This is a genomic window from Mycobacterium sp. NGS41, assembly GCF_059812725.1.
In genome coordinates this window covers 1-12298 of sequence record NZ_JCALDF010000025.1, presented here as the reverse complement: position 1 = coordinate 12298, position 12298 = coordinate 1, and the positions used below count along the sequence as shown (strand labels likewise).

The window sequence follows — 12298 nt, the reverse complement described above, 5'->3', positions numbered from 1 at the left end:
AGCGTCGGACAGTTCGGGGCGCCGCGCGGCCGGCTCCGGTGCGGGCAAGGGCGGCGGAGTTGCGACCTTGGCGGGCGCCCTACGTGAGGGGCTGCGATGAGGTGGTCGCTGTCGGTGCGATGGTCGCTGGGGCCGGGGGGCGGGTTTCATACCCGGTGCTCTTCATCGACCCGATCACCGGCCTGGCGCTCGGTCCGGCGTGTCAGCTCGTCGTCCCCGTGATGGCCCGGCGGATCGGGACGGTCCAGGTCGGCGCGGTCGGGCTGACCACGGAAGCGATGCCACAGCCGCCGTCCGGCCAGCGTCACCAGCACTGCCGCCGCGGTCAGCGTGATCGCGAACAGCACCTTGCCATAGGCGTTGGAATGCACCGAAAACCGCACCGGCTCGCCCAGCCGCATGCCGTCGGGCGTATGCAGTGACACGTCGATGGCCACCCGCTGGGTGAAGCGCACCTCGATCGGCACTCGCAGCGGCAGGTAGCCGGGCGGCAGTTCGATCTGGCCGACGTCGGTGACGCTCATCCCCGGCGGCGTGTCGACCTGCAGTCGCACCCGGATGGGCACGGCCAGGTTGTTGTGCAGTGCCAGCGGAAGGGGGCTGTGCTCGGTGGCCAGTGTGTAGGAGCCGCCTGGGTTGACGATCGTCACCGCACCGAAGAGGTCGTTGATCGTGTTGCCGACGACCGCCAGCCGCTGCTGGGCCATCCCATTGCGGGTGTCGGGCGACTCGGACTGACTTAGCGCGCGCAGCATGTCCTCGCGCAGCGGTGCGGTGTACTGGACGCCGGTCAGGCCCGTGCGCTCGTCCGTCATCAACGCCGAGGTCAGCCCCCACAGCCTGCCAACCTGGCCGGCGATCTGGGCGGTGACGTCGTCGCTGAACCGTCCGCGCGGCGAAGCGTTGGCGGGAGGTTCGGTTGAGCCGATGCCGATTTGGGCTGCGGCGTCGGCGATTACCGCGGTGAGCGGTCGCGCCACCGCCAGGCCGGAGTGGATGGTGGTGGTCAGTGCGGTCAGAATGAGCTGCGCGTCGTCGCCCTGCAGGTTCCACGACGCCGGCGGCACCAGCAGCTGGGTGCGTGGCGCCGCGGCGCGGTCCAGGCTGCGCCAGAAGATGGAGCCCAGCGCGTCCTGGCGGCGCGCGGTCGCCGAATCATGCGTGAGCCGCACCGACAACGATGAGTCCAAATAAGTAGGTGCGATGGGGCTGTTGCCCGCTCCGGCCAGTGCGGCGCCGACGGCCGGGTCGAACGGCGCGACCACCACCTGCGACGACAACCGCCGGGGTACGGTGTCGGCCGCGTGCGAGCCGCGTCCGGCGTCTTGGGCGGAGAAGTCCGCCGCCGCGATTGCGACCGTGCTGTCGTTGGCGTTGAGCAGGTCGACCGCGCGCCGGGTCAACGGCCCGTCGGGGACCACGGTGGCCCCGCGGGTGGAGGTGACGTCGAGGATGCGGTCGACGATGTCGCCGGTGCTGCGCGTAGCGATCGCGCTCAGCCCGCGGTCGTTGACGCGCTGCAGGGCATCCAGGTCGGCTTGCGCATACGGCAGCGGCGTCACGCAGGTGCGGTGTGCCAGCGCGCGTAGCCGGTTCAGCCAACTGGTCGCGGCGGCCTGACCGGTGCCGGGATGGGTGCCCGGTTGTGGGGCGGCGTTGCCGGCCGATTTGGCCACGACGTAGCCGCCGGTCATCGCGTTGACTGTGACCAACAGATCGGGGTCGACGGCCAGGCACAGCGCTCGCCCGACCGCGCCGTCGGGGTCGACGTCGCGGTTGGTGGCCGCCTCGGCCGCGGACAGCAGAATGTCGAGTCGGCCGCCGGTGGCCAGGGAGGTGGCCAAGTCGTCGTCGACGAGGCGGACCGGCACGGTGCCGCCGGGCGCGCCGGGTGCCAGCCGGGGGCGGTCGGCCAGCGGCCACAGCATGGTGACCCACACCGGTTTGGAGGTGTCGGGTGCGACGACGCCGCTTAGGTCGTCGGCCTTGTCCGGAGGAACGCCGACCACCGGCAGCAGGAATCGGGCATTGTCGAGCCGGGCCGGCGCGCCGTAGTCGGGTGTCCCATTGGCGTTGACCAGCAGTGGGAAGACGCCGGGCTGGTCGATGTCCAACGACGGCTTGGTCAGCGAGCGCAGCGGCGCGGTGAGCGTGAAGCCGGCCTCTTGGCCGCGCCGCAAGTCGGGGGCGATCGTGACGAAATCCCCGGCCGGCTGGTACTGGTCGGTGCCGCCGTCGAGGGAGGTACGCAGCCCGGCTGACGACGCGACCGCCGCCGCGTGCTCCAGCCGGACCATGACCTCGTGGACCGGGCGGTCACCGACATTGGTGACGATTCCGGTGACGGTGACGAGGGGATCGCTCGTGGTGGTGACCACGTCGGGGGTCACCTGATCGATGCGGACGTGGATGAACGGCGTCGCGCTGGGTTCGCCCGCGGCCGCGCGCGGCGCGGAGGACGGCCCGGTGCACACCATCGCAAGACCGGCAACTATGCCGATGACCGCGGCGAGGCGCGGCAAGCCGGCCCACCAGGTTCGCGGCGCAGTCACGGCCCCGGCTCGCGGCCGTTCCTCGGGCCCGCTGTGCGTTCGTCGGAATGGCGGGTTCGTGAATGCGTCTGTGGCCGTCGTCGAGGTGAGCTGGGGGGGAGTGGCGGAAGCGCGGCCGGGCCGTCGTTCTGCAGCTTGTCGATCAGCTCGTCGGCCACCTCGGCCAGGCGGCGTTCGTCGGCGTAGGCCAGCCGCGACGGCAGCTCGCGTATCGGCACCCAGGCCACTTCGGCGACCTCGAGGTCCTCGTCGCACAGCTCGCCGCCGGAGAACTTCATTAAATAGTGGTGCACGGTCTTGTGCACTCGACGGCCGTCGGTGACGAACCAGTAGTCGATGCGGCCCAGAGCGGCAAGCACGCTGCCGCGGATTCCGGTCTCCTCGGCGACCTCACGGATGGCGGTCTGCTCGGCGGTCTCGCCCATCTCGATGTGGCCCTTGGGCAGCGACCACAGCATCCGACCGCGCCGGTCGATGCGGCCGATGAGGGCTGCTACTTGTGATTCGCGGGGTCCTTCGATGCCGTCGATGACGAGTCCGCCGGCGGATGTTTCGTGCACAGTGCGCAGCCGCTCCGGCGCGCGGCGCGATGAACGAGACCTCCGTGGCTTCGTTGTCGCTGCATCACCGGTCGGCTGGTTTTCCACGTTTTTCTGGGCGGAACCTGCAGCGCCACGACCGCGGCGCCGGCCCCGGCGCCGACGTGGTTTCGCCTGTTCGCCGTCCGACACTCAAGCGATAGTAGCTGGCACGGGCTAGTCTTCCGGACATACTCGCCGGGTGCGGCTGTGCGACGGACGGAGAGCCCAGTCCCATGCGCCACTTCAGCCCCGCCGTGGGAGTGCCAACCTGTTTTCGAAAGCAGTAGCGCATGCGATATCGGTTTCTGAGGACGACGCGATAGCGGTGCCGATGGCGCAGTCTGGCGAAATCCGTCGCTCTCCTCAGCGGCCCATCCCGGCCTGCGTCGGCGCCCGACTACGCTGATCGAACGTGCCCGAAGCCGTCCAGGATGCCGAACTGCTGACCAAAGCCGCGGTCGCGCTGAATCAGCATTCCTCCGTGCTGCGCGAGCTGGGTTCGGCGTTCGACGCTGCGGGACACGAGCTGTTTCTGGTCGGCGGTTCGGTCCGCGACGCCTTGTTGGGCAGGTTGAACTCTCCGGACCTGGACTTCACCACCGACGCGCGTCCCGAGCAGGTGCAAGAAGCCGTCCGAGGGTGGGCCGATGCGCTGTGGGACACCGGGATCGCATACGGCACGGTCGGTGTCGGCAAGGATGACTACCGCCTGGAGATCACCACGTTTCGGGCCGATCAGTACGACCAGGTGTCGCGCAATCCGGAGGTCCGTTTCGGCGATCGCCTGGAAGACGACTTGGTGCGCCGCGATTTCACGGCCAACGCGATGGCCGTGCGGGTCACGGGCAGCGGGCCGGGTGAGTTCCTCGATCCGCTGGGCGGTTTGGCCGCGCTGCGGGCCCGGGTGTTGGACACCCCCGCGGCGCCCTCGGTGTCCTTCGGCGACGACCCGCTGCGGATGCTGCGCGCCGCGCGGTTCGTCTCCCAACTGGGCTTCACCGTCGCGCCGCGGGTGCTGGCGGCGATCGAAGAAATGGCCCCGCAACTGGCCCGCATCAGTGCCGAACGGGTAGCCGCCGAGCTGGACAAGCTGCTGCTGGGCGACGACCCGGTGGCCGGTATCGACCTGCTGGTGCAGACCGGCATGGGTGAGGTGGTGCTTCCCGAGATCGGCGGCATGCGGATGGCCATCGACGAACACCACCAGCACAAGGACGTCTATCAGCATTCGTTGACCGTGCTGCGCCAAGCGATCGGGCTGGAAGGCCCACCCCCGGAAGGCGGCCCGGACCTGGTGCTGCGTTGGGCCGCGCTGCTGCACGACATCGGCAAACCGGCTACCCGGCGGCATGAGCCGGACGGCGGCGTGAGCTTCCACCACCACGAGGTGGTCGGAGCCAAGATGGCCCGCAAACGGATGCGGGCGCTGAAGTACTCCAAGCAGATGGTCGACGAGGTATCGCAGCTGGTCTATCTGCATCTGCGGTTCCACGGGTACGGCGACGGGAAGTGGACCGACTCGGCGGTGCGCCGCTACGTGACCGACGCGGGGCCACTGCTGCCGCGGCTGCACAAGCTGGTGCGTGCCGACTGCACTACCCGCAACAAACGTCGGGCCGCACGGCTGCAGGCCGCCTATGACCGGTTGGAGGCCCGCATCGCCGAGCTTGCCGCCAAGGAGGATCTGGCCCGGGTGCGGCCCGATCTGGACGGCAACCAGATCATGGAGCTGCTGGGCATCCCGGCGGGCCCGCAAGTCGGCGAAGCGTGGCGCTATCTCAAAGAGTTGCGGCTGGACCGAGGGCCGCTGACCAACGAGGAAGCGACCGCGGAGCTGTTGGCCTGGTGGAAATCGCGGGGTGATGTGCGCTGACGCCGTTAGCGGGGAACCTTCGCGGCGATGGCATTGAGAATTTCGACGCCCTGATTGTCGAGCCCGACTTGGCAGGCCAATACGTCGATGACGACATTGCTGCGCGCGGTCAGCGCATGCTGGCAGACCGCCATCTGGTGTTCCTGCGCGAAGTGCGTCAACGACACGGTGCCGCCGGCGTTGTTCAGAATGCCGAACGTCCAATGAGTCGCTTCCGTCGCGCCCCCGGGGTTGGGGTTTTCGGTGATCGTCTTGCCGGCGCAGCCAGCCCATTGGGTGGCCTGGTCGGTGACGAACTTGTGGGCGGTGTTCGCGTCCGGCAGGGTCACGATCGCCTGGATGACGGAGACGAGTTCGTTGTCGAGATTGTTCAGCACCTGGATGGTTGAGCCGGTCGGTGTGGTGCCCGCGTATGAGATGGCCAGACCGGGTTGCCAGGCACCCAGGCAGTCGGGCTGGGCGAAGTCCCCCGGGGTGCGACTCAGGGTATTGATCGACTTTTCCAGCGTGACGTCGGTGACACCCATGATGGCCGCGACCTGGTCGTGCGGCAGCAACAGCTGCGGTATCGCCGAGGGGGGCACCGCTCCGGCCGATGGATTGGCGGTAGTCGACGGCGCCGGCTTCCGTGGATGCGAATGGCCGGTCCAATACACGACGGCAACGCCCGTGCCGGCGGCGACCGCGAGGACTGCCAGTATTGTGGCGATGCGCCGGCCCCGCCGGCGCTTGCGCGGCGCGGGCGGAATAAATCCTTGCGGCGGATAGATGCCCGGTGGCGGGGGTGCGCCGACCCCCCCGGGGGGACCGCCGAAGGGCGGGACCGGCTGCGCACCACTGGGCGTGGTCGGCGGGAGATACGGGCTGACCCGAGCGCTAGGTACGGGTTGCCACAAAGCCGTCGTCGGCACGGTGGCGTCGCTGAGGGCATCGGCCGCGGCCACGGCCAGGTCACGCGAACTGGCGAACCGATGCGCGGGGTCCTTCGCCAAGGCTCTGGCGATGACGTCGTCCATGCGCGCCGACAACCCGGTGGTCCGCTGGGTGACCCTGGGCGGTGGCGCCGCGAGGTGAGCGGCGACCACCGCACCCGGCCCGCCGTTGCCCGCCGGGAACGGCGGCTCCCCGGTCAGCAGCCGAAACAGTGTGCAGCCCAACGAGTAAAGGTCGGCCCGGTGGTCGAAGGGCTGCCCGGCGAGCACTTCGGGGGCGGCATAGGACACGGTCGCCACGAACGAACCGGTTGCCGTCAGCCCCACGTCACCGAGTGCGCGTGCGATTCCGAAGTCGCCCAGCAGCACCCGCTCGTCGGGCCCGACGGGCCCGGACAGCATGAAGTTGGCCGGCTTGACATCGCGGTGCACCACCCCGCGCTGGTGGGCGTAGTCGAGCGCCTTGCCGACCTCGCCGATGATGTGCACCGCGCGGGCGGGGGTCATCGTTCCCGCCCGCAACGCGGCGTCGGCGTCGCTGCCGTCGACGAAGCGCATGGCGATCCACAACTGTCCCTCGAATTCGCCGCGCCGGTACACCAACACGATGTTGGGGTGATCCAGGGCCGCCGCAACGTCGGCCTCCCGGACGAACCGTGCCCGAAAGTCGTTGTCTCGCGACAGTTCTGGGCTGAGCACCTTGAGCGCGTCGCTGCGTGACAGCTCAGGGTTGCGCACCAGATATACAGTGCCCATACCGCCGGCACCCAGCACACGCTCGATTCTGTAACCGGCGAAAACCGAACCTGTACTTAACATTTCGGCAGCCGTCCAATGCCATACCCGCGTGTTCTCACTTAGGCACCCTGGCGGCGATGGCATTCAGGATGCCGACGCCCGGCGCGGTGGTGTTGATGCGGCAGCCCATGACGTCGACGACGACGTTGTTGCGGGCAGTCAGCGCGCGCTGGCACATCATGTAGCGCTGGGTTTCGGGGACATGTGTGATGGACAACGTGCCGCCGGTATTGGTCATCGGACCGAAGACCCAGCGCATCGGCTGGTTGGGGTCCACCTGATCGGTGATGGTTCGGCCCGCGCACGCCGCGAACTGCGGCACCTGGTCGGCGAGGGCCTTCTGCGCAAGGTCCGTAGTGGGGAAAGCCATGACCGTCTGGATGGCCGTGGCGGCGTCCTTGGAAAACAGCTGCGATCGCACTCCCATGGGCTTGCCGACGCGGAACGCCCGGTCGAATCCCGGCAGCCAGGCGGCCGCGCAATCGGGGTCACTGATCTTGACGGGATCGGGCAACAGGTAGTCCACCGCATTGGTCAACTGCATATCGGGGATGGCCATGATTGCACTGATCTGGTCCGGGGACAGCAGCAGCCGTGCCAACCCGGTCACGGGTACCGGGCCCGCCGGCGCGGCGCTGGTCGACGGCGCCGGCTGGCTACTCGACGGTGGTGGGGCTGCAGTCGGGTGTTGCGGATTAGCGGGTCTGTTCAGGACCACGGCCGTGATCGCGGCCGCGGCGACGACGGCGAGGACCGCGGCTGCCGCGGCGATCCGCCGGCCCCGACGCCGCCTGGGTGGGGGCGGATACACGCCCCGCGGGTAGTAGCCGGGCGGAAATCCGTAGCCCGGCGGGGGATAGGCCGGTGGTTGCGCTGGCTGAACCGGCGGCGGGTAATAGCCCTGCGGCGCGGTCGCGGCGACCGTGGGAGGAGGCGCCTGGACCGACGGGCTCGGCGGCGCCCCGACCGGCGACATCGGACCGGAATGCCAGACGGCTGTCGTCGACACCGCGGCGTCGCCGAGTGCGTCGGCGGCCGCCGCGGCCAGCTCGCGGGCCGAACCGAAGCGGGACGCGGGGTCTTTGGCCATCGCGGTCGCGATGACGTCGTCCATCCGCGCTGGTAGTCCCGGCACCCGGTCGCTGACTTTCGGCGGCGGCGTCTGCAGGTGGGCCGCTATCACCGCGGCCGGCCCGTCTACGCCCGCGAACGGCGCCTGACCCGTCAGCAACCGAAAAAGGCTGCAGCCCAACGAATAGATGTCGGCCCGGTGATCGAAGCGTTGTCCGGCCAGCACCTCCGGGGCGGCGTAGGACATGGTCGCCACGAACGAGCCGGTGGCGGTCAGTCCTGCATCGCCGAGTGCGCGCGCGATCCCGAAGTCGCCCAGCATGACTCGCTCGTCGGGCCCGATCGGGCCGGACAGTAGGAAGTTCGCCGGCTTGACATCGCGGTGCACCACACCGAGCTCATGGGCGTAATCGAGCGCCTTGGCGACGTGTCCGATGATGTGCACTGCGCGCACCGGGTTCATCGTTCCCGCCCGCAACGCCGCGTCGGCGTCACAGCCGTCGACGAACTGCATCGCGATCCACAACTGGCTGTCGAACTCACCGCGCCGGTAGACCGCCACGATGTTGGGGTGATTCAGTGCGGCGGCCACATCGGCCTCTCGGACAAAGCGCGCCCGGAAGTCGTCATCGCGCGACAACTCCGGGCCGAGCACTTTCAACGCATTGTTGCGGGGCAGGTCCGGGTCACGGACCAGATACACCGTGCCCATCCCGCCGGCGCCGAGCATCCGCTCAACTCGATAGTCGGCAAACACCGAGCCCACACTCAACATCCCGGCGCCCGGCCGCGACCCGGGCCTAGTTCCGAAGCCGGCCATTGGCCCGTCGGTGGGGCTCATTTCCGGTGCGATGCTCAATTCTGATCCGAAACTTCATTGGCACCAAGTAGACCAGCACGCCGCGGTCGTCGCGCGGGGAACCCCCGGGCGCCGCGCACCATCTAAGAACACATGGAGTACTGCATCGGCGGTGACGACGGCACCGCGTCCATCTGGAATCGTCCGTTCGATCTCGACCTCGACGACGACGGCCGCCTCGACGCGATCGGTCTGGATGTCGACGGTGACGGCAGGCACGATGACGCGCTGGCGGATTTCGACGGTGACGGTGTGGCTGATCACGCGGTCGTCGACCTCGACAACGACGGCATCCCGGAAAGTTACTTCACCGATGACGGGTCCGGGACGTGGTCGGTGGCGGTGGACCGGAGTGGCCAACTGCGCTGGTTCGGGCTCGACGGCGCCGAACACACCGGTGGTCCGCTGGTCGACTTCGACGGCACGGGCCAACTCGACGCCCGGCTAATCGACGCCGACGGTGATGGTGTGGCCGACCGGGTGCTGTGCGCCGGCGAAAACGGCGTGACCGGTTACGTCGACACCGACGGCGACGGCCGCTGGAACGTCCGGCTGACTGACAGCAACGGCGACGGCCTCGCCGACGGCGCCAGCAACCTGTAAGCGCCGCATCGGCAGATGGAGGAAAGGAGGTTGGCGGCAGGCCCCAATTGGCTACAGCACGTTTCTCACCAGCGGTTTCTATAGTGGGATGCCGCTTGGGGGTTTATCGTTCCGGCTAAGAGTTGCTGACCAATGGTAGGGAGGCGGCCTTGGAAGGCGGGACGCCGTTCGGGCGCTACCGATTGCTGGATCTGCTTGGTCGCGGCGGTATGGGCGAGGTGTGGCGGGCGTTCGACACGGTCACCGAGCGGGTCGTTGCCTTGAAGGTGCTGCCTACCGAGTTCGCTGACGACGCCCTATTCCAGGAACGTTTCCGTCGGGAGGCCAAATCCGCCGCAGCGCTCGACGAGCCGCATGTGGTGCCGATCTATGACTTCGGCGAGATCGACGGACGGCTCTTCGTGACGATGAGGTTGATCAAGGGCCGCGACCTGCAGAGCATCCTCAGCGAAGGCCGGCTCGACGCGGTGCGCGCGGCAAGAATCATCGATCAAGTCGCCTCGGCGCTGCACGCTGCACACCAGGTCAATCTGGTGCACCGAGACGTCAAGCCGTCCAACATCTTGGTCTGCGACGACGACTTCTCCTATCTGATCGACTTCGGCATTGCCCGCGCCGCCGGCCAAAGCAGCCTGACGGGCACCGCCAATGTCATCGGCACCTGGGCATACTTGGCCCCCGAACGGATCACCCGCGACCAAACCGACGCGCGCGCCGACATTTACGCCCTGGCTTGTGTGCTGTACGAGTGCCTGACCGGCAGCCAACCCTTCCCTGGAAACAGCCTGGAACAACAAATGGGCGGACACCTCAGCATGCCGCCGCCGCGCCCGTCCGAACGGAGCCCCGCGCCCGCGCAGCTGGATGCCGTTATCGCCAAGGGGATGGCCAAGAACCCCGACGACCGATACGCCACTACCCGCGAACTGGCCCGAGCCGCTTCGGCCGCCGCCACTGTCCCGGTGACCCGACCCGATCCACCGGCCCCGGCCACCCCAGGACCGGTCACGTACACCCAGCCGAATTGGCAACCGCAATACGTCGCGAACCCTCCCGTGTCGCCGGTCAGCGGGCCATCACCTACTGAGCGCACCCAGCACCGGCAGGTGCCATTTGTCCCGCCCCCATCGGGTCCGCAGCCGGCATCCATGTCGCCGCAGTTCAGTGGTCCGTCACCCGCCGGTCCCAACCAGTACCGACCGATGTTCTACGGCCCGCCCCCACCCGGCCCCAAGGCATCCCCCAAAGGCCGGGGCATTGCCCTGGTGAGCGTCGGGGTGGCGGCGGTCGTCGTGGCAGTCGTCGTAGGGATCGCCTTGTCCGGCGACGATGGCGCGAAGCCACACGCGGGCCCTGGTGGCACCCCGCCTGGCAACACCGGTCCCTTCACCGGGAACTTCACCGCAGACCTGGGCCCGGCGACCTTGTCGAATGGGGCCCCTTCGCAAGACGGTGACGTGGCGGCATTCTCGGAGACGTGGCGCCTGCGGTCGGCATGCAACGACGCCAGCTGCGTCGCCGCGGCGTCCACTGGCGGGCGGTATCCCGGGAAGGACGTGGTCTTCGACAAAGTCGGTGAGGGCTGGCTCGCCGTCACCAGTTCACGAAAACGGTGCAACAACCGCGATAACGACGAGGCGTGGAACGTGATTTCGGTGCAACCGCAGGCCGACGGGACTATGTCGGGAGAATTCACTCAAGTGATGACCAACGGGTGTTTCCTCAAGCGGACCGTAACCTTCACCAGAACCGGAGACACCGACGTCTCCCTGCTACCCGACCCAGCAAGCCTGCCGCGGCGCGTGGTGTCGCCGGCAGAAGCACTCCACGGCCACTACGACAGCGGGGTCATCTATGCCAACGGTTACGTACCGGCACCCGAGCATTTAGTCGTCCGAACCGACTGCCTACGCACTGGCGATCGATGCGTGAGCGCCTTTATCGATGCGACGAACGACACCGACCAAGTGTTCGTCTTTGAAAACGGAGCCTGGACCCGGAATACGGAGTTCGATTCCAATTGCTCATTGGGCGGCATTTCTCACGCTAAGAGCACCGCCTCGTTGCCGCTTCCACAACCGGCCCAGAACCCGATCCAGTCACTCGCCGGGCACGGTTACGCCGACCTGGCGCCCGGGTCGAAATGCCACAGTCAGGCTTACGACGAGAGCTTCACCCGCACCGGCGAGTAGTGCTGATGGCGGCGACCCGCTTCGCCCGGCTGCGCCGACCCGCACCGGCCGCTAACCCCCCGTGATGTTCCGTTTGACACGTGGTACATCCTGGTGTCCACTAACAGCCGCCTGCGCGGGCGTGAAGTGACAGCCTGCACCGGCCGGTTTACTTTTACGCAGAACCCGGCCCCGGGCGCTTAGCAAATCGAGGAGAAACACATGGCAGACGGCGGTACAACGAAGGCGTTTACTGAATTGCTGCGGACCACTCAGCAGCACGTCGAGTCCGCGCTGCAGACCGCAACAGCAATCGCAAACGAGTACCTGCACGGCCATGAGGACGTCGTGAACGTCTCGTCATGGAGCGGCCAGGCCAGCACAGCCTCGCTGGCGACAGCGGCTCAAATCCACCACGACCTCACGCAGACCATCACCGGCGGTCAGCGGCTGGCTCAAGGCCTCGGCAAGACCGCAGTGCTCTTCGAGCACCACGAAGACGACGCCGCGCACGGCATGCAGAGCCTGTTCGGAGCAGTAACGACCTAGGACCAGCCCCGGAATCCGATTCACGAACTTCATCCTTAAGGAGTAGGGACATGAGTGAGATCACGTACAACTACGCGGCCATCGGCGCTTTCTCGTCCGATACGGCTCAGCGAGCAGCTCATCTGATGGAGATCCATCAAGACATCCTTCAGCGGACCCAGGCCCTGGCCGACTATTTCTTGGGTAAGGGCGCGACGGCCTACTTCGACGCGCAGCGGCAGATGCTGGACGGGCTGGAGAACCTTGCCCAGCACATCACCCAGCACCATCAGGTGGTGAACGGCGCGATGGAAAGCGCCCAAGTCACCG

Annotated in this window: 9 protein-coding genes; 5 read left to right on the top strand and 4 right to left on the bottom strand. The window is 67.8% G+C overall.

Annotated features, from left to right (window positions below; translation table 11 throughout):
• Positions 1 to 146: 146 nt before the first annotated feature.
• Together AC5Y21_RS19615 and AC5Y21_RS19610 are read right to left on the bottom strand one after the other, a co-directional pair.
• Positions 147 to 2552 (bottom strand): hypothetical protein, encoded by a 2406-nt coding sequence (locus AC5Y21_RS19615; RefSeq protein ID WP_499914870.1) that lies wholly within the window; start codon positions 2550 to 2552, stop codon positions 147 to 149.
• Positions 2549 to 3283 carry an NUDIX hydrolase gene (locus tag AC5Y21_RS19610; protein WP_499914869.1) on the bottom strand — a complete coding sequence of 245 codons (735 nt, stop codon included), beginning with the start codon at positions 3281 to 3283 and terminating at the stop codon, positions 2549 to 2551. The genes AC5Y21_RS19615 and AC5Y21_RS19610 overlap by 4 nt, the downstream gene beginning before the upstream one ends.
• 262 nt (positions 3284 to 3545) lie before the next feature.
• Here AC5Y21_RS19610 and AC5Y21_RS19605 point away from each other — a divergent pair, with 262 nt between their 5' ends.
• Positions 3546 to 5006: a CCA tRNA nucleotidyltransferase gene (locus tag AC5Y21_RS19605; protein ID WP_499914868.1), complete on the top strand. Its 1461-nt coding sequence runs from the start codon at positions 3546 to 3548 to the stop codon at positions 5004 to 5006.
• Positions 5007 to 5011: 5 nt separating this feature from the next.
• Here AC5Y21_RS19605 and AC5Y21_RS19600 read toward each other — a convergent pair whose 3' ends face one another.
• A complete protein-coding gene (locus AC5Y21_RS19600; RefSeq protein ID WP_499914867.1) occupies positions 5012 to 6757 on the bottom strand; it encodes a serine/threonine-protein kinase PknH/PknJ in 1746 nt (581 codons plus the stop codon).
• 34 nt (positions 6758 to 6791) lie between these two features.
• Positions 6792 to 8648, bottom strand: coding sequence for a serine/threonine-protein kinase PknH/PknJ (locus AC5Y21_RS19595; RefSeq protein ID WP_499914865.1), 1857 nt, complete (start codon positions 8646 to 8648; stop codon positions 6792 to 6794).
• A gap of 111 nt (positions 8649 to 8759) precedes the next feature.
• Here AC5Y21_RS19595 and AC5Y21_RS19590 point away from each other — a divergent pair, with 111 nt between their 5' ends.
• The 4 genes from AC5Y21_RS19590 to AC5Y21_RS19575 form a co-directional block, all read left to right on the top strand.
• A complete protein-coding gene (locus AC5Y21_RS19590) occupies positions 8760 to 9269 on the top strand; it encodes a pullulanase (RefSeq protein ID WP_499914863.1) in 510 nt (169 codons plus the stop codon).
• A gap of 149 nt (positions 9270 to 9418) precedes the next feature.
• Positions 9419 to 11461, top strand: coding sequence for a serine/threonine-protein kinase (locus AC5Y21_RS19585; protein WP_499914860.1), 2043 nt, complete (start codon positions 9419 to 9421; stop codon positions 11459 to 11461).
• Between the two features lie 201 nt (positions 11462 to 11662).
• Positions 11663 to 11989: a WXG100 family type VII secretion target gene (locus AC5Y21_RS19580; RefSeq protein ID WP_499914858.1), complete on the top strand. Its 327-nt coding sequence runs from the start codon at positions 11663 to 11665 to the stop codon at positions 11987 to 11989.
• A 50-nt stretch (positions 11990 to 12039) separates the two neighbouring features.
• Positions 12040 to 12298, top strand: a 259-nt coding sequence (locus AC5Y21_RS19575) for a WXG100 family type VII secretion target (protein WP_499914855.1), incomplete at its 3' end; no start/stop codon positions are given.